The sequence below is a fragment of the Sphingobium sp. genome (assembly GCF_041987595.1).
Taxonomy (GTDB): domain Bacteria; phylum Pseudomonadota; class Alphaproteobacteria; order Sphingomonadales; family Sphingomonadaceae; genus Sphingobium.
In genome coordinates, this window is sequence record NZ_JBHIWJ010000013.1 from 41,637 (window position 1) to 65,850 (window position 24,214).

General features: G+C 62.7%; 16 protein-coding genes. 8 read left to right on the forward strand and 8 right to left on the reverse strand.

Annotated features, from left to right (window positions below; genetic code table 11):
• Nucleotides 1-269: 269 nt before the first annotated feature.
• Complete coding sequence (locus ACFC3J_RS05590) at nt 270-2,333, forward strand: TonB-dependent siderophore receptor (protein WP_375195213.1); 2,064 nt, start codon at nt 270-272, stop codon at nt 2,331-2,333.
• A 416-nt stretch (nt 2,334-2,749) separates the two neighbouring features.
• Here ACFC3J_RS05590 and ACFC3J_RS05595 read toward each other — a convergent pair whose 3' ends face one another.
• Together ACFC3J_RS05595 and ACFC3J_RS05600 are read right to left on the reverse strand one after the other, a co-directional pair.
• A complete protein-coding gene (locus ACFC3J_RS05595; RefSeq protein WP_375195214.1) occupies nt 2,750-3,769 on the reverse strand; it encodes a zinc-binding dehydrogenase in 1,020 nt (339 codons plus the stop codon).
• 761 nt (nt 3,770-4,530) lie between these two features.
• A complete protein-coding gene (locus tag ACFC3J_RS05600) occupies nt 4,531-5,442 on the reverse strand; it encodes a LysR family transcriptional regulator (RefSeq protein ID WP_375195215.1) in 912 nt (303 codons plus the stop codon).
• Nucleotides 5,443-5,759: 317 nt separating this feature from the next.
• On the opposite strand from ACFC3J_RS05600, the gene ACFC3J_RS05605 reads away from it, so the two are divergent.
• Nucleotides 5,760-8,543 (forward strand): TonB-dependent receptor, encoded by a 2,784-nt coding sequence (locus ACFC3J_RS05605; protein ID WP_375195216.1) that lies wholly within the window; start codon nt 5,760-5,762, stop codon nt 8,541-8,543.
• Between the two features lie 98 nt (nt 8,544-8,641).
• Here the strand turns inward: ACFC3J_RS05605 and ACFC3J_RS05610 are convergent, their stop codons facing one another.
• The 4 genes from ACFC3J_RS05610 to ACFC3J_RS05625 all read right to left on the reverse strand — a co-directional run bounded on the left by ACFC3J_RS05610 (nt 8,642) and on the right by ACFC3J_RS05625 (nt 14,747).
• Nucleotides 8,642-9,664: a LacI family DNA-binding transcriptional regulator gene (locus ACFC3J_RS05610; RefSeq protein WP_375195217.1), complete on the reverse strand. Its 1,023-nt coding sequence runs from the start codon at nt 9,662-9,664 to the stop codon at nt 8,642-8,644.
• Nucleotides 9,665-9,895: 231 nt separating this feature from the next.
• Entirely contained in the window at nt 9,896-11,266 is a 1,371-nt protein-coding gene (locus tag ACFC3J_RS05615) for an amidohydrolase (RefSeq protein WP_375195218.1), read from the reverse strand.
• A 192-nt stretch (nt 11,267-11,458) separates the two neighbouring features.
• Complete coding sequence (locus ACFC3J_RS05620; protein WP_375195219.1) at nt 11,459-12,352, reverse strand: LysR family transcriptional regulator; 894 nt, start codon at nt 12,350-12,352, stop codon at nt 11,459-11,461.
• 79 nt (nt 12,353-12,431) lie between these two features.
• Nucleotides 12,432-14,747, reverse strand: a complete 2,316-nt coding sequence (locus tag ACFC3J_RS05625; protein WP_375195220.1) for a TonB-dependent receptor — start codon at nt 14,745-14,747, stop codon at nt 12,432-12,434.
• 667 nt (nt 14,748-15,414) lie between these two features.
• On the opposite strand from ACFC3J_RS05625, the gene ACFC3J_RS05630 reads away from it, so the two are divergent.
• A complete protein-coding gene (locus ACFC3J_RS05630; protein WP_375195221.1) occupies nt 15,415-16,143 on the forward strand; it encodes a MucR family transcriptional regulator in 729 nt (242 codons plus the stop codon).
• Nucleotides 16,144-16,477: 334 nt separating this feature from the next.
• Entirely contained in the window at nt 16,478-17,275 is a 798-nt protein-coding gene (locus ACFC3J_RS05635) for a DUF2189 domain-containing protein (protein ID WP_375195222.1), read from the forward strand.
• 6 nt (nt 17,276-17,281) lie between these two features.
• Here the strand turns inward: ACFC3J_RS05635 and ACFC3J_RS05640 are convergent, their stop codons facing one another.
• Nucleotides 17,282-18,187: a LysR substrate-binding domain-containing protein gene (locus tag ACFC3J_RS05640; RefSeq protein WP_375195231.1), complete on the reverse strand. Its 906-nt coding sequence runs from the start codon at nt 18,185-18,187 to the stop codon at nt 17,282-17,284.
• A 102-nt stretch (nt 18,188-18,289) separates the two neighbouring features.
• On the opposite strand from ACFC3J_RS05640, the gene ilvD reads away from it, so the two are divergent.
• Complete coding sequence (gene ilvD / locus ACFC3J_RS05645; protein WP_375195223.1) at nt 18,290-20,143, forward strand: dihydroxy-acid dehydratase; 1,854 nt, start codon at nt 18,290-18,292, stop codon at nt 20,141-20,143.
• A gap of 297 nt (nt 20,144-20,440) precedes the next feature.
• Here the strand turns inward: ilvD and ACFC3J_RS05650 are convergent, their stop codons facing one another.
• Nucleotides 20,441-20,872 carry a MarR family winged helix-turn-helix transcriptional regulator gene (locus ACFC3J_RS05650; protein WP_375195224.1) on the reverse strand — a complete coding sequence of 144 codons (432 nt, stop codon included), beginning with the start codon at nt 20,870-20,872 and terminating at the stop codon, nt 20,441-20,443.
• A gap of 93 nt (nt 20,873-20,965) precedes the next feature.
• On the opposite strand from ACFC3J_RS05650, the gene ACFC3J_RS05655 reads away from it, so the two are divergent.
• The 3 genes from ACFC3J_RS05655 to ACFC3J_RS05665 all read left to right on the forward strand — a co-directional run.
• Entirely contained in the window at nt 20,966-22,117 is a 1,152-nt protein-coding gene (locus ACFC3J_RS05655; protein WP_375195232.1) for an HlyD family secretion protein, read from the forward strand.
• On the forward strand, nt 22,114-23,673 hold the full coding sequence (locus ACFC3J_RS05660; protein ID WP_375195225.1) for a DHA2 family efflux MFS transporter permease subunit: 1,560 nt from the start codon (nt 22,114-22,116) through the stop codon (nt 23,671-23,673). The genes ACFC3J_RS05655 and ACFC3J_RS05660 overlap by 4 nt, the downstream gene beginning before the upstream one ends.
• Before the next feature lie 11 nt (nt 23,674-23,684).
• The coding region (locus ACFC3J_RS05665; protein WP_375195226.1) for a TolC family protein at nt 23,685-24,214 on the forward strand (530 nt) is incomplete at its 3' end.

Sequence of the window (24,214 nt, forward strand, 5' to 3'; positions counted from 1 at the left end):
CTGCCGAAGCAGGACAAGGACGAGGCCTCTTATGCTGACGCACGCGTCTCCGCAAGAGACCCTCATCATTCATCAGCGCCTGACCCTTAGCGGACTTGGGGTGTCGAACGGGTCGGGCTGCCCTGGATGGCAAGGGTGGCGCGGATATCGATCCGGTTTGCGTCCGTTCGAAAAGCATATCCCCTGCTCAGAACAGGCGAAAAATTGCTATTGAGAATTTGTCGCATTCTCTATATCGCGCCGCCAGAACAGCAGCGAAGGGGTTCATAATGAAGGATTTGGCTATTGCGAGCATGGCAGGATTGCTGTCGATCCCGGCCGCCCTGGCCAGTGAAGGTGCCGTAGACGCTACGTCCGATCAAAGTGATGCCATCGTCGTCACGGCTTCCCAATATGCAGGCACAAAGACCGAAACCCCGCTGACCGAAACGCCCCAGCCAATCACGGTCATCTCGTCCGACCGATATCTTTCGCAGGGCGCGATCAGCATCAGCGACACGGTCAAATATGGCGCCAGCGTGCTTGCCAATCCCTATGGTCGCGATACGCGCGTGGACGGCTTCAACATTCGCGGCATCGACGCGTTGCAGTTCCGCGACGGGATGCGGGACATCTTCAGCTATTATGCCAGCATCACATCCGATCCGTACAATTTTTCTCGCGTGGAAATCGTGCGCGGCCCTGCCTCCGTACTCTATGGCCAAGGCTCGATCGGCGGCCTCGTCAATCTTGTCTCCAAGACCCCGGAGTTCAGGACCGGCGGCGAACTGAACCTCGTCTATGGCAGCTACGACCGGAAAGAAGCGATGGGCGACGTCAACATCGCGCTGGCGGACAATCTGGCGATCCGCGCCGTGGCCCGCGTCCGCGATTCGGGCACCTTTGTCGATCATGTCCCGGACGACCGCGTGATGTTCGCGCCATCCATCCGATGGCAGCCTACGCCCGATACCGACATCGTGCTGACAGGCCTCTATCAGGAGGACGACACCGGTTCGACATCGCAGTTCCTGCCGATCGTCGGCACCTTCCGGCCCAATCCGGTCGCGGGCAAGCAGCTTGATCGCTACACTTTCGTCGGCAAGCCGGGCTGGGATCGTTATGCCGGCCGCTCGCTCCAGGGCGGCGGCTCCCTTACCCACCAGTTTTCGGATAATATCAAGCTGAGCGTGAAGGCACGCTATATCGATAGCGACCTGGAATATAATACCCACTATGCCGACAGCTACAGCAATCCCGCCGATCCTTTCTCGGTCTACGGCACCGATGGGCGCACCATCGGCCTGATCGCCGATGCCAGCGACGCCCGGATGAACGTCTTCTCGACCGACAACAATCTTCAGTTCATTTTCAACACCGGCGCGAATGTCGAGCACAAGTTGCTGGTAGGCATCGACTATAGCTGGAACAGGGTGAGCAAGCGCTACGCTCGAGGTTTTGATTTGGTGGACCTGTACGACATCGACTATGATGCGCTTCCGACCTACGATCCGAGCGGCCCCTTCCTCGCTGAATCGCAGAAGCAGCTGGGCTTCTACATCCAGGACCAGATCCGCTTTTACGACCGCATTTCCGTCGTGCTGGGCGCCCGTCGCGACCGCGTCACCGGCTCATCGGGCCAGAAGGACCATGCCACCACTTTCCGCGCCGGCATCATCGGCGAAATCGGCGCGGGCATTTCGCCCTTCTTCAGCTATACGGAAAGCTTCCTGCCGGTGGCTGGCAATATCCAGGGCCCGGGCGGCGTTCCCGGCGATCCCTATCGTCCGCAGACGGGCACACAGTTCGAGGCCGGCGTGAAGTGGCAGCCCGCGCAGAGCACGCTGGTCACCGTCACGGCCTTTCACATCAAGGAACGTAACCGCGTCCTGTATCTGGCCGACAATGCAACGACGCAGTCTGGCGAATTGACGACCAAGGGCTTCGAGATCGAGGCAAGCCACACCCTGCCCGGCAATTTCGAACTGCTGGCCAACTATGGCTACAGCAAGCTCAAGTCGGAAGTGAACACCAGCCTCGACTATATGCCGCGCCACACCGCATCGATCTGGTCGACCAAGACCTTCGGCCTCCCCGAAGCGGCCCAACTGCGCCTGGGTGCCGGCGCCGTCTATAGCGGCAAAAGCGTATCGACCAGCGCGCTCTGGTCGATCGTCACACCGTCGCGCACCACCGTCGACGCATTGGCGGAGATCAACTGGCAAAGCTGGCGCTTCGCGATCAACGCCACCAACCTGCTCAACAACAAGTTCTACGCTTCCTGCCTGGCACGGGGCGATTGTTTCATGGGGGCGCCCCGCAATGTCATGGGCACCGTCGGGTTCCGCTTCTGAGCGGCGGCCTTTCACAGCAGATTTCCAAAGGAAATGCATGACGGCCGGTTCGTTTCGTCCGGCCTTCCCGGTGGCTGTCCATGGCAGGCAGCTTTCTGTCCGTCCCCGCCTTCGCGCAGAACGGGGATCGCGGGAAAGGCGAAGCGGAGGGCGATGACAGCATCGTTGTCCACGGCAGCGGCGCGGACCGGAATGCCGTGGACAAGGAGCTGGATTTCAGCGGTGTGGACATTGGCTGCGAAGTCGTAGCGGCGCGCGCATCGCTGATGGCGAGCGTCCTTCCGAACAATCTGGAAGGCATCCGCTCAGCCATCGCGCAGACGGCACAGTGCCATCTGGCCCATCGAACGGGCACCGCCGGCATCTGCTGCTGCCATTGCAGGCCTCCTCTCGTTCAGGGACGGATGCACGCCGGGTCAGGGCTTGATCAGGACCTTGCACTGCGTCGTCGGCCTGCGCAGGGCCTCGAACGCGTCAGGCAACTCGTCCAGGCTGACGGTCGACGTATGCAAGGGGCGGGTCTCGATCTCCCGCCGCGCCAGCGCGTCAATGACGGCTGCGAAGTCGGCTTCGGTATAGGCCTGGCTGAAGCGGATCGTCACTTCCTTGCCCAGCGCAACGATAGGCGCAAAGGCATCCTCCTGCAGCACGACGCCGGCGACGATCACGCGGCCGCGTACAGCCGCCAGCTCTACCGCCTGCCGCATCATGCCGGGCACGCCCACGCATTCGAATATGAAGGCGGGGCGGTTTTCGCCGGTGGCCCTGCGATACGCCTCCAAAACATCCTCTTTTGCCGGGTCGACGACGGCCGTCGCTCCGACTTCGGCCGCACGCGCACGGCGAGTCTCGGACATCTCGCTGACGACCACGTTGCGAGCGCCAGCATAACGCGCAAACAGGGCCACCGCCGCACCGATCGGCCCGCCGCCAAGGACCAGCACCGACGCGCCGCGGGGCATTTCGGCCATGCCGACGATGTGATGGCCAACCGCCAGGGGCTCTACCATCGCGCCTTCTTCGAAACTGACTCCATCGGGCAGACGCTGCAACATGGATCCGCGGGCGCCGACATATTGGGCATAAGCACCCTGCGCATTGAGATAACAGCCGGTGAACAGATTCTCGCTGCACAAAGCGGGCAGGCCCTGATCGCAGGCATCGCAGCTGTTGCAGGCGTTGAGCGGCAGTGCAGTCACGCGGTCACCGGCTTTCCAGCCCGTGACGGCTGATCCGACCGCGGCGATCGTGCCTGCAAATTCATGGCCCAGGATCAGGCCGGCGGGCGTATGCGCGCCTTCCGTCACATGCAGGTCGGAACCGCAGATACCCGCATTTTCAACCGTCAGGATCACCTGGTCCGGGGCGGGCGTGGGATCGGCCACGGTCCGGATGGACAGGGGTTTGCCTACCCCTTCGAAAACTGCAGCGCGCATTGTGGACTGTCCTTTCTCGTGATCTTCAGCTGTAAGCCGGAGTGCCGGCCCGGATGGCTTCGGCGGCGCGCCGGCCCATCGTCATGGCGGACGCGTTTATATTGCCCGACGGGAGGCTGGACATGATGGCACAACCGGTCACACGCGGCCCATCGACGCCGCGCATCCGTCACTTCGGAGCGGCATCGACGACCATCCGGCAAGTCCCGACAAGGTGCCAGCTGGAACCGCCATCGCATCGGCAAGCGGTTATGCCGTGGCGCGATCCACCGTCCATTCATCGAAAGCGCAGCCTGGCGGCAAACATGGATCGGCCCGTCAGGCGAACCCGTTCCGTCCGGCATCTTGCCGCCACGCCGAAATTCCGGCTGGCGTCTTCCGGCGGAGCGCTTTGCACCATTATGCCACATGCGGTTGGGATTGCCGAGCAGCGGCGCATTCCCGCGGGGCATTGGACAACCAGCCCTTGTCTTCCACCCCGGCCTCGACCAGCAGATGGCGGGATCGGCCGTTATCCGGTTGGCAACAGCACAGCCGGCCGATCCTGCCTTCACTATGAAATAGTCGTGCATCGCTTCCCGCCACCTCACCGGCCGCCAGTCCCACAGGCCGAAGGATCGTTCCTGGCCGGACTTGTGCTGACGCTGGAATCCGGTGCGGCGCATATTTGCTCCTGGTTCCACCATTGCAACAGTCGCATAGTTTGCAACGGTCGGTTACGCCCAATGCAACATAGCCATGGGACGTTCTTGCAACCCGGATCACTCCGTCCCGGCGAACACCCCTGGCAGAAAGGCGAGAAAGCTCCGCAGCTTGCCCGGCTGATAGTGGGATTTCTGATAGACAGCGAAAATGCCTTCGCCACCGATGACAGGATGGACGATCTTCAGTTCGGGCAAAATTTCCACGAGTTTCCCGGCGGCGATCTCGTCATCGACCTCATGATAGGGCATCATCGCGACCCCCAACCCAGTCAGGATTGCGCTGCGCAACGCTTGCCCATCATTGACGCGCAGCCGCCCGCTAGGTTCAAAGCTTTGAATCTGCCCCTCCGCGTCCATAAACTTCCACTGGCCACCGGCCATTTCCGGATCGTACAGGATCGCCTCGAAAGCGGCCAGATCTTCGGCCTTCGCTGGTAGCCGGCGTGTTTCGAACAAGGCTGGCGAAGCGACAAGGGCAAGGCGGCTCGGCGCAAGCAATCGGGCCACGAGATCGGTGCGATCCGGCCGGGTATAGCGGATATCCACATCGATATTCTCGCCGATCAGGTCCGCCTCTTCATCGTTCGATACCCGCAAATTGATGTTCACTTCGGGATGGGACGCCAAAAATCGGGGCAGAGCGGGTACAAGCCGCCGGGATGCTGCGAGGCCCCTGATGTTCACGCGCAACAATCCGCGCGGCCTGGACTCCAGCAGCGATACGGCGTCAACCATCTCGTCAATTTCGTCGAGCAGGGGTCGGGCCCTGCGCAACAGCATCTCGCCCGCCTCAGTGGGCGTCAGGGTGCGCACCGCCCGATTGAACAGGCGGACTTTCAGATGCGTCTCCAGAGCACCGACCTGGCGCGACACCGAGGCAGTGGACATCCCCAGCTGTCGCGCCGCCCCCGCGAGACTGCCGTGTTGCATCGCCAGAACGAACATTCGAATGGCGGTGATCATTTGCATCTGTCTGCTCCAGTGGCGCGCCCCGCCTCAGGCCATTATAAACTGTTTGGCCTGCCTCCCTTCAGAATTTCCTGGGATGCGTCCAGCCTGCGAAAGCCGATGCGCTAACCCGTCCCGCGGAAAGATCGCAAGAGGATGAAAAGCGGTAAATGCAGGCCTCCGGCGGGAGATGATGCCGCCCGATCAGCGCAATCCCCCGCCTCAGGCATCAGGCTGAATACGTATGTGCATTTCTGTGCAGGCCATGGGGTGCGCGTCTATCATCAGCCCGTCAACAAGAAGCGCCCGAGAGGCGTCTTGGGGAGGGTCTCGCGATAATGCAAAATTTCTATCATTCCGTCCTGCGCGCAACGTTGCTGAGCGGCGCTTCGCTTTCCGTAGCGGCGGCCGCCTCCGCGCAGGCGACGGCGGACAATTCTGCCGTGGCCGAGCCGTCCGGCGACGCGATCGTCGTCACCGGCATCCGCGCATCGCTGGCCTCCGCCGCGAAGATGAAGCGCGATTCGGTGCTGATCGTCGACTCGATCTCAGCAGAAGATGTCGGGAAGCTGCCCGATGTGTCGATCGCGGATTCGCTGGCGCGCCTGCCGGGCGTAACGGCGCAGAGGCTGGAGGGGCGCGACCAGCGCCTGTCGATCCGCGGCCTTGGCCCGGACTTCTCCACCACTCTCCTCAATGGCCGCGAACAGGTCACGGTGGGCGACAATCGCGGCGTCGAATATGACCAGTATCCTTCGGAATTCTTTCAGAACGTCAATGTCTACAAGAGCGCCGACGCGGCGCTGATTGCAGCGGGCATTTCCGGCACGGTCGACCTGCGCATGCTGCGGCCGCTGGACAAGAATGACCGGATCATAGCCGTATCGATGCGCGGCCAGATGAACGGGATGAAGAAACTCAATCCTGATGGCGAGCGCTACGGCTATCGCGCCTCCGCCACCTATGTCGATCAGTTTGCAGACGACAGGCTAGGGCTGGCGCTGGGCTTATCCGCCTCGCAAACGCCTTCGCAGAATGAGCGGTTCAACGCATGGGGCTATCCGACCGATGCCAGCGGCAATCTGATCATCGGCGGCGCCAAGCCTTATGTGCAGTCGAACCTGCTGAAACGCTATGGCGCGGTCGCGACGCTGGAATGGCAGGCCAGCGACAATTTTCACTCGACCTTCGATGTACTCGCCTCCCATTTCGAGGAAGAGCAGCGTCTGCGCGGCATCGAATTCCCGCTGGTCTGGGGCAGCAATGTCGGGGTCAGCAATGTGACGGTCGAAAACGGCTTCGTCACTGGCGCGACCTTCAGCAATGTCTATGGCGTCCAGCGCAACGACTATAACAAGCGCAAGGCGGATACGATTTCGCTGGGCTGGAACAATGATATCCGCCTGAACGATGCGCTGAAACTCAATGTCGATGCCAGCTGGTCGCGGGCCAAGCGCACGGATTTCCTGCTGGAGACCTATTCGGGCACCGGCTATCTGCGTTCGGGCGTGGCGGACACGGTGCAGGTGGAGCGACAGTCCAATGGGCTGTTCAGGATCCTGCCTGCGCTGGACTATACCGACACCAATATCATAAGCCTGACCGATCCCAACGGCTGGGGCTATAACGGAACCACGGCGGTGGTGCAGGCGGGCTTCCTCAACCGGCCGAAATTCATTGACGACATGAAATCGTTCCGTGCAAATCTGATCGGGGATATTTCGGGTAGCATCTTCAGCAAGTGGGAGATCGGCGGAAACTATAGCCGCCGCAAGAAGACCAGTGCCTACACCTCCTATTTCCTCTGCCCGCCGGGCGGTACGGACTGCACCATCGCCGGGGGAACCCCAGGATCGGTGGCGGTGCCGAGCGAAGCGCTGCTGGGATCGAACGTCTCGCTCGACTATCTGGGCGTGCCGGCGATGCTCACGCTGAACCCGCTCTATCTGTACGACAACGTGCTGAGCGCGGTCTATGACAACCGGCCCGGTTCGCTGGTGCGCGACAATGTCGTGAAGGAGGATGTGTTCACGGGCTATGCCAGGTTGACCATGGATGGCGATCTGGGCGGCAAGCCGCTGAAGGGAGCCATCGGCGTGCAGCTGATCCATTCGCGGCAGGCGTCGACCGGCACCATTTCCAACTTCGCCAATGGCGTCGTCACCGTGCTGCCGGTGTCGGGCAGGGACAGCTATACCAATCTTCTGCCGAGCGCGCAGATTTCGGTCGAGCTGGAGTCGAGCTTCTTCGTGAAGCTGGGCGCGGCGCAGACGATGGTGCGCCCACGTCTGGACCAGGAGCGGATAAATCAGGAATTCAAATATAATCTGGCCTATGTCGGGATCGGGTCTTCCGATCCGCAGTTCAGCCCATTCAGTTCGGAAGGCGGCAACATCTTCCTCCGCCCCTATCAGTCGACCAATATCGACCTGTCGCTGGAGAAATATTTCCGCGGCGGCGGCTATGTCTCGGTTTCCGGCTTCTTCAAAAACCTGACCGACTTTGTCGATCCCAACAACAATATCGCTTACGACTTTTCGGCCGTTCTGCCGACATTGCCGGCGGATCAGCGCGACGCCATTCTCGCTGACGGAAGCTATATCGGCCTGGTGAAGTCGCCCGCCAATACCGGCAAGGGCACGATCATGGGCGTAGAGGCCACCGCGTCCCTTCCCTTCAAGCTGTTCAGCGCCGCACTTGACGGGTTCGGTATCTTCGCCAGCGGGTCCTACACCCATAGCGAGATCGAATATGGCAGCAATCCGACCGACAGCGTGACGCTTCCGGGCCTGTCAAAATGGGTCGCCAGCGGCACCGCCTATTTCGAGAAGCACGGCTTTCAGGCGCGGGTGAGCTATCGCTATCGCTCGTCCTTCCTGGGCGAAGTGGCGGGGCTTTCGGCGGCGCCGACCTTCCGCACGGCCAAGGCTGAAGGCATTCTGGATGCCCAGATCGGCTATGAGTTCCAGTCCGGACCGCTTCAGGGGCTATCGATTCTGCTCCAGGGCAAGAATCTGACCGACCAGCCCTTCGTTACCTATCAGAATGATGATCCGCGGCAGGTGATCGACTATCAGCGCTATGGCCGGGATTATTATCTGGGCCTGACCTACAAATTCTGAAAAGCCCCCGAACTGCCTGACTGCACGCAGGCAGTTCTCCCCCGGACCGCCGCTCCTTTCAGGGGTCGGCGGTCCTTTTCATCTTCGGGAGAGGAGTTTCAGGCCGTCATCCGCGTCACCAGCCTCGGCGACAGCAGCGAAGGCGTCACCGGCTTGCGGTCGATCTGCCCGATCAGCGCATCCACCAGCACCTCGCCCGCATGGAGATAATCCTGCGCGATGGTCGTCAGCGGCGGGCGCGTCAGGCTGGCGGCGGGTATGTCGTCGAACCCGACCAGCGCGACATCGCCCGGCACGCTGAGACCCGCCTCATCCAGCGCCCGCATCGCGCCGATCGCGATCAGGTCCGACCCCGCAAAGATCGCATCGAAGGGCACGTCCCGCGCCATCAGCCTGCTCGCCGCCTCGTGCCCCGACTGTTCGGACGACAGCGCATCGACATGCAGACCAAGATCGACCGGCAAGCCCGCCTCCTTCATCGCCTCTGCCAGCCCGGCATAACGGTCACGGAATTCGGGATAACGGCTCGACGCATCGCCAAGGAAGGCAATATTGCGACAGCCCCGTCCGATCAGATGCCGCCCCGCGTCGCGCCCGCCCTGCCGGTTGTCGCAGCCGATGGTCATGCCCAGCGCATGCTCGTCCATCGACCCCCAGCGCACGAAATTCGTCCCCTGCGCCACCAACTGCTCCAGCCGGGCACGATAGGTTTCATAATCGCCATAGCCCAGCAGGATGATGCCATCCGCCTTGCGGCTGTCCTCATAATCGACGTGCCAGTCGGTCGAGAGCTGCTGAAAGGAAGTCAGCAGATCATAGCCCCGCTTGGCGCAGGTTTGCAGAATCGGCCCCAGCATCGAAAGGAAGAAAGGGTTGATATAGCTCTCGCCGGGCAGCAGATCCTCGAAGAACAGCAGCGCCAGCGTGTTACTCTTGCCCCGACGCAGCGAAGAGGCGTTCTTGTCCACCGTATAGTTGAGCTGCCGGGCGATGGCCTCGATCCGCTTGCGGGTGGCTTCGCTCACCGTGCGGTCGCCCCGCAACGCCCGGGACACGGTCGGCTGGGAAACCCCTGCGAGCATGGCGATGTCGAAGGAAGTGGGTTTTTCGTTGACGGCCATCGCCCGATCTTACGCCCAGGCATGGACAATGGGAAGATGGACGCACCGAACGGGGCGTCAATTGCTGGTGGGGAGAACTGTTCAACGGGTTCGTGCCCATTTGATGTTGGCTGCCAAACGCGTCCGTATGGCATTTACCCATAATGGCTTTTGGGCATTAAGCCTGACCTGAGGCCGCTTTCCGCTTTGGAAGTCTTGCGGACCCTGTCGACGGCGGAGCATACGCCCGATTCAGCGGCTGCCCGGGCCGTTCAGCGACAGCACTGACAGAATGAGCGCCGCCGCGCCGTTGCGGATTGCGGGCCCGGCAGCAGGCGCGAAAAGTGGAGAGTGATTGGTTGGCGGCGCGACGCCCCTCGCCTTGTAACCGGCGAGCGTTTCAGGAAGATCGCCGCCAATCATGAGATAGGCGGACGGTATGCCGCTGGCGGCGAGTTCGGAAAAATCCTCGCTGCCTGAAAAGCCGGGCACGCTGGCGGGGATCAAGACGGCACCCGCGCCGAAGGCGGATTTCAGAACGGGGCCAAGCCGTTCGGTGAGCCGGGGATCGTTCTGCGTCGCCGCCGATCCGTTCAGGCGTTTGACCGTTGGGTCTGGCGCCCCGGCCATGAGCGCGACGCCTTGCGCTGTCTTTTCCACGCCGTTGAGGAGGAGCGAGCGCACCTCCGGCGTGAAGGAGCGCAGGCTGAGACGGAGCGTGGCGGTATCGGGAATGATGTTGCCGACGCTGCCTGCCTGAAAGGCGCCGACGGTGATGACGCCAAATGTCGCCGCCTCTTTCTGCCTGCTGATGACGCTTTGCACGTCGCTGACGAAATGCGCGCCCATCACGATGGGATCGATGGAGGAGCTGGGTGCCGAGCCATGGGCGCCGCGCCCATGGAAGACGATCTCCAGCGCGTCGGACGCGGACAGGACCACGCCTTCCTTCATCACCACGGTACCAACGGGCATGCCCCCCCCGACATGCGCCGCCAATGCATAGTCAGGCCGGGGAAATCGCGTCAACAGGCCGTCGTCCAGCATGGCCTGCGCGCCCCCCAGCGGCTCCTCGGCCGGTTGCGCGATGAACAGCAACGTTCCGCTCCACCGCGACTTGAGCGAAACCAGCGCCTCCGCAGCACCGGCCCACCAAGCCATGTGCACGTCATGGCCGCAACTGTGCGCCACAAATGTCTGCTTCCCGTCCAGCGTGGCCTGCGCGCGGCTGGCATAGGACAGGCCGGTTTTCTCCTCCATGGGCAGCGCATCCATTTCGGTCCGCACCAGCGTTACGGGACCAGGTCCGTTCCGGTAGAGCGCGACCAGACCCGTCTTGCCGACATTTTCCGTTACCTCAAATCCCAGAGCGCGCATCCGCCCGGCAAGCAGCTTCGCCGTCCGATGTTCCTGGAATCCCATTTCGGGATGCTGGTGGAGGTCCCTGTAGAGCGCTTCAAGACCGGCAAGGCGGTCATCGAGAAGCCGGTCCACCGCCGCTCTGTCGACCGGCCCGTCGGCGGCATCGGCCCCATGCCGGGCAGGCGCGGTTGCGGTCTGCTGCGCGAACGCTCCGGTCGCCGGGAGCAGCAACAGGGCTGCGGCAGTCAATACACCCTTCACGGAACCTCCAGAAATATTCTTATGGCGTCCAATGGAACATAGCCCCGAAAATGGCTGACCGCCTGCAATCTCTTGTCATGGATATAAGCGCAGGTAATAGGCCTGTAGCGGTTACGATCTGATTGCATCGGTTCCCCCGCTCTGTCCTTGACTTCTTGACCAGCGACCGGCCCCGGCGGCCTGAAGGTCGCTTTATCGCAGAGAGGAGCGAATGATCTTCGCCAGCAGGACGCCCCCCGGCGTCAGCAGTTCCTCATCCTTGTAGACGAGGGCGATGTGCATGTCCGGCAGGTCGATGTCCAGTTCCACTCTGGTCAGGGTTCCGTTGCGGAATTTGTGATCCAGATGAGGATTGATGTTGTCGGCCCAATGGCTGATGAGTTGCGGCTGCTCCGACAGGTCGAAATAGACGGAAATCGATGTGCAGCGGGAAATCCGCCGGGGAAGGTCGCGGCCGAGCCGATCGGCCACCATGGGGATATAGCCATGCTCATAGTCGGCCAGGTCACCAGTGATCCATTCCTGCGACCATAGTTGATCGACCGTTTCGGGAAGCACCGGATCACGGCCGCCCACCGCCAGCACCGTCCGATAGGTCTTGAGCGTGGCGCACTGAAGACCCGCCGGCTGCATGGCGCCATGATGGTGGACAATGGCGAGATCGAGCGTGCCGCTGCGCAAGGCATCGAAAATCTGCGCGGGGCGCAGTTCCAGCAGGCTCAGTTCCACAGATGGCTGACGCGCGCGGAAGCTGGCGAAGACACTGGCGATGCTTGTGCCTGCGACGGGCGGGGAAATGCCCACCAGCAGTCGACCGCCCAACGTGCCCTTCAGCCATTCGACCTCCTCCCAGGCCTTCTCCATCTCCTTCCGGATGCCGTCATATCGCTTCGACAGGATCGCGCCAAACGGGGTCAGGGTGGCGCCGGTCGCGCCCCGGATGAGCAGTTGAACGCCCAGTTGCCTTTCCAGTTCGCGGATCGATTTGCTGAGCGCGGGCTGCGAGACGTGCATGGCCTTGGCTGCGCGCTGGATGCTGCCCGCCTTCGCCACCTCCGCGAGCGCCCGCAACTGATGGAGTTTCATATTCGCCCCCACGCCCTCTTGCTCACGAAAACGGCATCCTGCAGCAGATCCGCCGAATCCGCGAGCTAGAGCGGGAAGATCAATAGTTCAAACGGATATTGATGCCGGTGGTCCTTGGGGGAATGCTGAAGGACAGGTTGGTCGACCCGAAAGTGGAAACCCGGCTTGCCACGCCATTTACATTGCCGACATTCTGGACGAACAGAAACGCGCCCACGCGCCTGTTCTGGACGCCGGCCCTGAGATTGAGCGTCGCAAAGTCGCCCTGTGTCGTGAAATAGGGGTCAGCAGGATTGAAGCCGGTGCGGCCTTTGCCGGTATAGGTCAGATCCGCGCGCACCATGGCGTCCATTCTGGACGTCAGCTTCCAGTCATAGGATGCGCTTGCGGCGGCCGACCAAGGCGCCATGCCCAGCCGATCGCCCTTTCTGCCGCCGGCGCTGGCATTCTGAAAATTGGCGATCACCTGATCAGATGTCAGTTCTCCTCTGACGTAGCCAAGCGCGGCCGTCAGGTTCAGGCCCCGGACCGGTTCCGCGGAGAGTTCCAGTTCCGCGCCGCGGATGCGGGCGCCCCCGGCATTGGCCAGGAATGTGAAGAGCCCGTCGGCAGTGCGCGCCGCCACCTGTATGTTTTGCCAGTCGATCTGGAACAGGGCGGCATTGACGGTCAACGCGTTGCCGAACCAGCGCGACTTCACCCCGACCTCATAGTTCCAGAGGCTGTCAGGCGCATAAGTGACGAGATTGTCCTGCAAGGAGGGGATATTGTTTGCGCCGCCCGGGCGATAGCCCTGGCTCGCATTGGCATAAGCCATGATGCGGGACGAAACGTCGTAGCTTGCGTTGAATTTGACGAGCCAGCCATTGGTCCTGGCCTTATGTTCCGAATAGGGAGAAACGATGCTGCTGGAGAGCACGCTGCCCAACAGCGCCTCTCCGCCCGTCACCTTCTCATAATCATAATAGCGTAGCCCGCCGGTCAGCGTCAGCGCCGTCACCGGCTTGACCGACATTTCGGCAAAGCCCGCAAGCTGGCGCAGACGGTTGGCGATATAGCGGTAGCTGATATCCTGCAATGGATCGGGAGCCGCTCCATCCGGCCCGGCCCTGGTGACATGGCTGTCGATATAATCCCGGCGCCGTTCATAAAAGGCGCCAGCCGTCCACTGCATCCAGCCGGTGCCGTCCGATGCCAGACGCAGTTCGGCCGTTTCGGTGCGCAGATATCCTGGCTGATATCCCAGCGCGGGCGTCTGTCCCAGGCCATAGGCGTTGTAGGCCGCAAATTGCGCACCGCTGCACGGCGTGGCCTGCGCATAATAGCCCTGGCACGCGGCGGGCGAATAAGAGAGCGCTGTTACGCTGGGCGTGAAGTCCAGCGTCCGCAGCACGTCGTACCGATAGATTGCGCCGGAAGCCGTCAGGGTGACACCGCCAAAATCATGTGTCCCGGTCAGATTATAAAGCCTGAACCGGTTATTGAACGGCAGGACCACTGGCGCATTCGTCTTGAACTTCCCAATGGAAGGAAACCATCCCTGCGCGTCGTCGGCGTCGCTGCGCTGATAGATGAAAGTGCCGGTCACGCTGGTATCCGGATCCGGCTCGAAATCGACCAGAACGCGGATGCCCTGCGCAGTGCTGTCGTTGATATTGTTCCGCCCGAGCCGAATATTGTCGATATAACCGGGGCGCTTCTCATAATAGCCGGACACGCGGACCGCCAGAACGTCATTGATTACGGGGACGTTTAGCATGGCCTTGGCGAAATAGCTGTCGCTGCCCCCCGCAGTCGTTGCATATTGTCCTTCCGCACCCGCTTCGAATCGCGACAATTGCGGCCTCTTGAAGAGGACGCGCAAGGTGCCGGCCATGGAACTGGCGCCATAGAGCGTGCCCTGAGGGCCACGCAGCACTTCCACCCGTTCAATGTCGTAGAGATTGAGATCGGGCGCGTTGTTGCCCGGATCTCCAACCGTCCCGCTGGGTCCGGTCACCGGGACTTCCCCGAAATACAAGCCCGTGGTGGCTTCGCCAATACCGCCAATGCCCCGGACACTGACCCGGTTCTGCCCCAGAACACCTTGCGCGACGTTCACATTCGGCACTTGCCGGAAATAATCCTGCAACTGGGTGGCGCCCATCGCCGCCAGGCTGTCGCCAGTCATTGCAGTGATGCTGATGGGCGTCGACTGAACGGTGCCTTGACGCTTGAGCGCGGTTACGACAATGTCGCCGCCGCCCTCCTGCGGCAAATCTTCATCAGTAACCGTCGATGAAATTGTCGGATCTTTCGGCGATTCGTCATAGCTGCTATTGGCGTAAGCGGGATGGAGGTTGGAAAGCGCCAGTACGGAAACAGATAAATACAGTACCCTGTTGAAAAGCATCATCTGCATACCCCCATTTGGATGATTTCCCGGCGACGCTTTTAAAGCGATGATTTGTCTGTCGCCTGGATTGGCATTGTTGTTGTTCCGGTCAGCAGGCGGCAAGTATAAAGGGGTTATCCATATAACCAGAATTCATATCGTGGCACGAGAGATTGGGACGGGGGATTCAGAAGTGTATCCAGGGAGGCTCGGTCGCCATTGCAGGTCCTCCGTTCAGGAAGGACATATGCGACGTCGATTACCGCCCATACCCCGAGAGAGGGCGGCCGGGCAGACAACTGATGCAGCAAGGCAGGCCAAAGCGGCGCATCAGGCAAGCTCTTAATGCAATGCATCACCTAAATAATGATGGGTGAAACAGTCATATCCATATCCTCTGCCCCGTCCGGATCTTGCCCGGGGCAGCTGCCCTTCGCCATGCGGAATGACCGATCCGGCGGGAATTCCCGACTTTGCCTTTGTCGACCGCAAGAGGATGGGCCGCCGCCGGCTGGTCATTCGGGGCCACTGTGCGAAAGCCTATCCATATCCGCGCAAGCGGACCCCGTTGCGATTGTCGCGAAGGCAAATAGTCAGATCCTGGATTTCCCGTGAGCGTGCAGCATTTACAATCCCCATCGATTTGCGCAAATAGCCCGGACTTTCTTCCAATAACGGGTTCGCTCACATGGCCGATGAAAACCAGAACGACATCACTGCCCTGACTGTCCAGCTGCTTAGCGCCTATGTCTCCAGAAACAGCGTTTCGAGCGAAAGCCTTGCCGATCTGATCAAGACGACCCGCAGGGCGCTGACGGAAGATGCCGATCCGGCATCGCAGGCCCCTGCACCAGAAACCTTCACGCCGGCCGTTTCGGTGCGCAAGAGCCTTGCCTCGCCCAATCATATCCTCAGCCTGATTGACGGCACGCCCTACAAGACGTTGAAGCGCCATCTGGCCGCTCACGGCCTGACGCCGGACCAATATCGCGAACGCTATAATCTTCCTCCCAGCTATCCGCTGGTTGCCTTGAGCTATTCGCAGACCCGCCGCGCCGTCGCGGAAAGAGTTGGGCTCGGCAAGAAGCCCGCGGCCGCACCGGCAAAGCCCCCGAAAAGGGCGGCCGCGCCGGCGCCGACGGCCATAAAGGCCGATGCGGCCACGGCGCCCGCCATTGCCGATGACGCGAAGAAGCCCGCCAAGGCGAAAGGCCAGGGCGCAGCGGCCGCCAAGTCCGCGCCGGTCATATCGAACCGCGCCAATCGCCCCACGACCAACGCAAAGGCAGCCAGGACCGCTCCCTCCAGGGCGAAGCCGGCAGCCAAGCCCAAATCGCTGAAGGCGGCGCTGGAAGCCGCCAGTTCGCATCTGGGCGGCGACGACAAGGCAAAGAAGGTCACGACCGCACAGTCCTGAACTGGAAGGGGAGCAAGCCTCGCAAGGCCTCGCTCCCCCTCACGCAATCATTCTTCCGCCGATGGCGCACCAATCGCTCGACGGCGTCACCGCGCGATCAGGCCTGATGAACTCAACAGCGCGCCGGGCCTTGCCAACGCCAAAGGCCCCGCATCAAACAGGCTGGCGGGGCATGCAATCCCGGTGTAAGGTGCCGTCATTGGCCATGAGGCGCTCCCTCATGCCGAGAGATGCCCGCCACTTGAGACCCGAAAAGGGCTCCCGGCGCGCATGTCCCGACAGAGGACCATAGCAGAGCAAAGCGTATCATGGCGTTCGGCCAGGAGAGCGAACCATGGCAATTGCGCATCCTTCCCCAGCGACGCCCGCCCGGGACGATATTTCCATTCGCACCCTCACCTTCGACGATCTGCGCATCGCGCTGAGACAGGGCTGGGACGATTTCCTCGCCAAGCGGGGCGATCTGGTGTTCCTGGGCTTCATCTACCCGGTGATCGTGGCGCTGGCGATCATGTCCGCCAGCCAGATGTCAATATTGCCGCTGATCTTTCCGCTGCTGGCGGGCGCGATCCTGCTGGGACCGGCCTTTGCCAGCGGCTTCTACGAACTGGCCCGGCGGCGCGAAAACGGACTGGATTCACGCTGGCGCCATTTCCTCGACGTGATCCGCAAGCCGGGCGGCTCCGCCCTGTTCGATCTCACCTGCGTACTGGCGCTGCTGTTCATGGCATGGATGGCGACGGCGTGGTTCATCTATCACGCGACGCTGGAAAATGTCCCGGGATCGACAGCCTCGGTCGGGTCCTTCCTGTCCGCCGTGTTCGGAACGTCCGAGGGCTGGCAGATGATCATACTGGGCAATATCGTCGGCTTCGGCTTTGCCCTGCTGACGCTGGCGGTCAGCGTCATCTCCTTCCCCATGGCGGTCGACAGGCCAGTCAGTTGGGGCGTGGCGATGCGCACATCCTTCCGCGTGGCATGGCATAATCCGGTGACCGTCGCGGCCTGGGGCCTGATCGTCGTGGCGCTGCTGTTCGTAGGGGCGCTGCCGGCGCTGGTGGGTCTGGCGGTCGTGCTGCCGGTGCTGGGCTATGCGACCTGGCATCTCTACACGCGCGCGGTGGTTCGGTAAGGGCAATCAGCCCTCGGCCATGTCGAGGGCTATCCCCAGCAAGGCCCGCAGCGTCGGCGCGTCATCGGCCCGCCGCCATGCAAGGCCGGTTTCCAATATGGGCGCGGCGTCCGCCAGCGGCAGATAGCGCACGCCCGTCCGCGCCAGATTCTGAAGCGACGCCGGGACCATCGCCATTCCCATTCCGGCCGAGACAAGGCTGATGATCGTCTGCATCTGGATCGCGCGCTGGCGGATGTGCGGCGTGCGACCCTTCGCCCGAACATGGTCGATAACGAGATCATGGAAGGTCGGCGACACATGGCGCGGGAACAGCAGCAACGGCTGATCCATCCAGCCGTCCCCCGACAGCTTGCCGTGCTCGATACCGAGCCGCCCGTCCTCCGCCCAGACCTCCGGCACGGCGGCCACCAAAGGTTCCCGGAGCAGCGGCCGATAGTCGATCGCGGCAGGCAGTCCCGCAGCGGGAGGGATCAGCAGGCCCGCATCGATCCGCCCTTCGGCCAGCGCCTCCACCTGCACGTCGCTGGTCGCCTCCGCCAGCGTCATCTCCACTTCAGGAAAGGCCGTCGAATAGCGGCGCACCAGCTCTGGCAATATGCTATAGTCGGCGGAACTGACGAAGGAGAGCGCCAGCCGCCCTGCCGTCCCCTCCGCCAAACGCTGCGCGGCCATGGGAAGATCGGCGATCGCGGCTACCGCTGGCCGCACATGCTCCAGCCATTGCGCGCCGAACGGCGTCAGCGCGACATGCCGCTTGGTGCGTGTAAAGAGCGCGGCACCCAGTTCCCGCTCCAGCGCCATGATCGACTGGCTGAGCGGCGGCTGGGTCATGCCGAGCCGCTCCGCCGCGCGGCCGAAATGCAGCTCCTCCGCCACGGCGAGAAAGTGATTGAGTTGTCGCACATCCATAGCAATCATTCATAATACGACTTTATCGGACGCTTTCAATATATTTCACAACCCACGCTTATGGGCGTAAAGGCGGCCCCAGGGAAATCCGAGGAAACAGCAATGCCCCATTATCGTTCACGCACCAGCACCCATGGCCGCAACATGGCGGGCGCGCGCGGCCTTTGGCGCGCCACCGGCATGAAGGACGAGGATTTCGGCAAGCCGATCATCGCCATCGCCAACAGCTTCACCCAGTTCGTGCCGGGCCATGTCCATCTGAAGGACCTGGGCCAGCTGGTCGCGCGGGAGATCGAGGCGGCAGGCGGCGTCGCCAAGGAATTCAACACCATCGCGGTCGATGACGGCATCGCCATGGGCCATGACGGCATGCTCTATTCGCTGCCCAGCCGCGACCTGATCGCCGACAGCGTCGAATATATGGTCAACGCCCACACCGCCGATGCGCTGGTCTGCATCTCCAACTGCGACAAGATCACGCCGGGCATGCTGATGGCCGCGATGCGCCTCAACATCCCCGCCATCTTCGTGTCGGGCGGCCCTATGGAAGCCGGCAAGGCGGACATTCACGGCCAGACGATCGCGCTCGATCTGGTCGATGCCATGGTCGCGGCCGCCGACGAAAGCTATACGGACGAAGAAGTGAAGGTCATCGAGCGGTCAGCCTGCCCGACCTGCGGCAGCTGTTCGGGCATGTTCACCGCCAACAGCATGAACTGCCTGACCGAAGCGCTCGGCCTCTCGCTTCCCGGCAATGGATCGACCCTCGCCACCCATTCCGACCGCGAGAAGCTGTTCCTGGAGGCGGGCCGCACGATCGTCGACCTCGCCAAACGCTGGTATGAGCAGGAGGACGCCTCCGTCCTGCCCCGTTCCATCGCCAGCTTTTCCGCGTTCGAAAATGCCATGAGCCTCGACATCGCCATGGGCGGGTCGACCAATACCGTGCTGCACCTGCTGGCCGCCGCCTATGAGGGCGGGGTCGAGTTCACCATGGCCGATATCGACCGGCTTTCCCGCAGGGTGCCCTGTCTGTGCAAAGTCGCGCCCGCGAAGCAGGACGTTCATATGGAGGATGTCCACCGCGCCGGCGGCATCATGGCGATCCTCGGCCAGCTCGACCGCGCTGGCCTGATCGACAGCAGCCTGCCGACCGTCCATAGCCCGACCCTGGGCGAGGCGCTCAACCGCTGGGATATCAGCCGCACCAACAGCGCGTCGGTGCAGGATTTCTTCAAGGCGGCGCCCGGCGGCGTGCGCACCACGGTCGCCTTCAGCCAGTCGAACCGCTGGAAGGAGCTGGACACCGATCGCGTGTCCGGCGTCATCCGCAGCGCGGAACATCCCTTCTCCAAGGACGGCGGCCTTGCGGTACTGTTCGGCAATATCGCTCCGGAAGGCTGCATCGTAAAGACGGCGGGCGTGGACGAATCCATCCTGACCTTCCATGGCACGGCCCGCGTCTATGAAAGCCAGGACGCGGCAGTCGCGGGCATTTTGGGCAATGAGGTGAAGGCGGGCGACGTCGTCGTCATCCGCTATGAAGGGCCAAAGGGCGGGCCGGGCATGCAGGAAATGCTCTATCCGACCAGCTATCTGAAATCGAAGGGGCTGGGCAAGGCCTGCGCCCTGATCACCGACGGGCGCTTCTCCGGGGGCACCTCGGGCCTCTCGATCGGCCATGTCTCGCCCGAAGCGGCGGAGGGCGGCCTCATCGCGCTGGTCGCTACGGGCGATCCGATCCTGATCGACATTCCCAATCGCGTCATCCAGCTCGCGGTCGACGATGCGGTCATTGCCGAGCGGAAGGCGGAAATGGAGGCGCGGGGCGCCAAAGCGTGGAAGCCCTTCGGCCGCAAGCGCAACGTCTCGCCCGCGCTGCGCGCCTATGCCGCGCTCACCACCAATGCCGCGCGCGGCGCGGTGCGTGACGTCGGCCAGGTCGAAAAGGACTGATCGGTCATGCCGGAGCCTTCGCAGCTGCGCAGGTTCCGGCAAAAGAACGGCAGACAGCAAAAAGCGGACGTCCTGCGCGAACGTCCGCTACATTATGCGCGCTTCAGCCGATCAGTTGAGCAGCAGATACAGCGTGCCGGTCAGCGTCAGCGCCGACGCGCTGAACAGGCTGAGCAAGCCAAAGCTGCAATCGCACATGCTGTAATGGATTCTCTCCATTGCATCCTCCACTGTCGCCGGACTTTCATGCCGGTCTGACGGAGCGATGATAACAGAGAACAGACGCCGGAAAAAGGCTCAGATTTCAGCCAATCCCCGCAGGATTTTTTGCAACGCAGCATTGAGATGCTCTCGCTCGCTGAGGTCCAGAACGCCCATGACCTCCCTGCTGAGCTGACGGCGCAATGGATCGGTCACCGCGATGGCCGCATCCCCCGCGGGCGTCAGCGTCACGCGCTTGACCCGACGGTCCTCCGCATCGGGAACGCGCCGCACCATCCCGTCGCGCTCCAGCCCATCCAGCGCCTCCGTCACGGTGCGGGGTGCGATATCCAGCGCCTCGGCAATGTCGGCCGCCCGCCCCGCGCCGGCATAGGCCTTCACGCACATCAATATCTTCGTCTGCGCCAGCGAAGCGCCCTGTTCGGTCATCGCGCGATCAAACCGCCTGCGCAGCAAGGTAAAGACGCGCGACAAATCCGTGCAAAGCTGTTCTTCGGTGATATTCATGAGGACCCTCAATAAATGGTATTGCACGATGCTGCAAGAGCGAGCATAGGGGCATCTCCGCGATTGATGAGTTGATGCATGAGTTCTGACAGCATGGCCTCCCCTTCCCCGTCCGCAAGCGACTCGGGTCAGGCCCGCTCTTCTCCGCTCAAAAGCCCGCGTGCGCGGCTTATCCTGCTGATCGTCGCGCTGGCGTTGATCGTCAGCGGAGTGCTCTGGTTCATCCGCTTCGAAACCTTCGGCAAATATCAGGAATCGACCAACGATGCCTATATCCAGGCCGATTCGATTACCGTCGCGCCCAAGGTGGCGGGCTATGTCGATCGCGTTTTCGTCAAGGACAATCAGGATGTGAAGGCGGGGCAGCCGCTGGCCCTGATAGACCCGCGCGACTATCGGGCGCAGGCGGCGCAGTCGGTCGCGCAGATCGATGTGGCAAAGGCCAATGCCGCCGGTGTCGTCGCCCAGATCGCCGAACAGCGCGCCGCCATCGATCAGGCGCAGGCGCAACTGGCCGCGGCAGAGGCCGACGCGGCCTTCGCGGCCAGCGAGGTGGATCGGTATCGGCCGCTCGCGGCCAGCGGCGCGGAAACCCGCGAGCGCCTGTCGCAGCTTCGCAATCAGGCTGAGCAGGCGCGGGCCAAGGCGGCGGCGGCTCGCGCCACGCTGACCAGCGCGCAGAAACGCGTCGCCACCCTCGATGCGCAACGGCAGCAGGCGCTGGCTCAGGGCGAAGCGGCCCGTGCCCAGTTGTCGGCGGCCAATACCGATGTGGAAGCCACGGTCCTGCGCGCCGCCATCGATGGCCGCATCGGCGACAAGTCCGTCCAGCAGGGCCAGTTCGTTCAGGCCGCCACACGCCTGATGACGCTGGTACCGGTCAACAGCCTCTATATCGAGGCCAATTTCAAGGAGACGCAGCTGGGTCTGATGCGCATCGGCCAGCCGGTAAAGGTCGAGGTCGATGCCCTTCCCGGCGTAGAGCTGATCGGCCGGGTCGACAGCTTCTCCCCCGGAACCGGCGCGCAATTCTCTGTTCTGCCGCCGCAAAATGCGACGGGCAATTTCACCAAGATCGTCCAGCGCGTACCTGTGCGCATCGCCATCAGCGTGGGTCCCGAAACCCGCAAGCTGCTGGTTCCCGGCATGTCGGTGGAAGTCTCGGTGGACACCCGATCGGCCAGGAATGCCGCCGACGCCATCCGTCGGGAGCAGGAGCGGCACAACGCGCAGATACGCCGATGAGCGCAGACGCGGCATCGCCTGTCGCAGCGCCCGTGGCCGAACGCGCCGACGCGGCCGCCTGGCTGGCCGTCGCGGCGGGCAGCCTGGGCGCGATGATGGCGACGCTGGACATTTCCATCGTCAATTCCGCCCTGCCCACCATTCAGGGAGAAATCGGCGCCAGCGGCACGGAGGGGACCTGGATCGCGACCTCCTATCTGGTCGCGGAAATCATCATCATTCCGCTTGCGGCATGGCTTGAACGGTTGCTGGGGCTGCGCACCCTTTTGCTGGTCGCCGCCTTCCTGTTCACGGGCTTTTCGATGCTGTGCGGCGTCGCCGGCGATCTGACGACGATGATCATCGGCCGCGTGGGCCAGGGCTTTACCGGGGGCGCGCTGATCCCGACCGCCATGACCATCATCGCCACCCGCCTGCCCCGTTCGCAACAACCGATCGGCAACGCCCTTTTCGGCGTTACCGCGATATTGGGACCGGTGCTGGGGCCGCTGGTCGGCGGCTGGCTGACGGAAAATATCAGCTGGCACTATGCCTTCTTCCTCAACCTGCCGGTGGGGATCGTGCTGATCACCCTGCTGCTGGTCACCATGCCCCATCAAAAGCCGCATCTGAGCGAATTATGGCAGGCCGACTGGCTGGGCATCGCGGGCATGGCGCTGGGTCTGGGCGGCCTGACGATCGTGCTGGAGGAAGGCCAGCGCGAACAATGGTTTCAAAGCCATGAGATCGTCATCATGTCGGCCGTTTCCGCGATCGGCTTCATACTGCTGTTCGCGGGCCAGTATTTCGCCAAAAGGCCCGTAATCCGCCTGAGCCTGCTGCTCGACCGCCAGTTCGGCGCCGTGGCGCTGATGGGGCTGGTGATCGGCATGATGCTCTACGGCACGGCCTTTGTGATTCCGCAGTTTCTGGCCGCGATCGCGGGCTATGACGCGTTGCAGTCCGGCCGGATCGTGCTGCTGTCGGGCATTCCCAGCCTGCTGCTGATGCCGTTCACGCCTCTGCTGATCCGGCATCTCGACATCCGCATCGCGGTGGCCACCGGATTGACGGTCATGGCGACCAGCTGCTGGATCGACACGGTCCTCACCAATCAGGCGGTGGGCCATGACTTCATCGAATCCCAGTTGCTGCGCGGGGTCGGGAGCGTGTTCGGGTTCCTGTTTCTCAATCAGGCCGCCATCGCCTCCGTTCCGCGTGAGATGGCGGGCGACGCTGCAGGGCTGTTCAACGCCGTCCGCAATCTTGGCGGCTCGCTGGCGCTGGCCGGAATCGCGACGGTTCAGGACCAGCGGACATGGTTCCACAGCCGCCGCATGGAAGAAAGTCTGGCCGCCAACAGCGACCGTGTGCAGGATTATATCGGCGGCCTCGGTCAGGCGATGGGCGGTCAGGATGCCGCGCTGCGCTCGTTGGCCGGAACGATCCAGCGGGAGGCGCTGGTGATGACCTATAACGACATTTTCACGATGCTGGCGGTCGGCATCATTGCCGTCATACCGCTGGTTCTGTTCCTGCGCCCCTTGCCCAAGGGGCAAGCGGTTGCGATGCACTGAGGCTGGTTTTCATGCGTTCCCTTCTGTCCGCCCTTCCCCTGATCGCACTGCCCTTGATCTCTTTGGCGGCCTGCACCGCAGGGCCGGACTATCATGGCCCGCAAGGCGCCGGGGCGGCAAGCCCCGCCGTCGCATTTGCCCGCGCGCCGGAAGGAACCGGCGGCGAGGTTCCCGCTGCGGCAAACTGGTGGTCCGCCCTTGGCGATCCGGTGCTGGACGCGCTGGAAAGCCGCGCCCTTTCGGCCAATCCCGGCCTGGCCGTCGCGCAGGCCCGGATCAGTCAGGCCCGCGCCGCGCTGCGGTCCGAACGCGCCAACAGCCTGCCCAAGGGGGGGGCCTCGGCGCTTTATGTCCACGCCACGATTCCGGGCGTCGACCTCAACAGTTCCGACGGCGGCGATTCATCCGCAAGCGGGAATGACAGCCAGTCGCTCAACTTCTACAATCTGGGCTTCGATGCGAGCTGGGAAGCCGATTTGTGGGGTGGCAAGCGGCGCGGCGTGGAAGCTGCCCGCGCGCAACTGGGCGCGGCGGAGGCCAA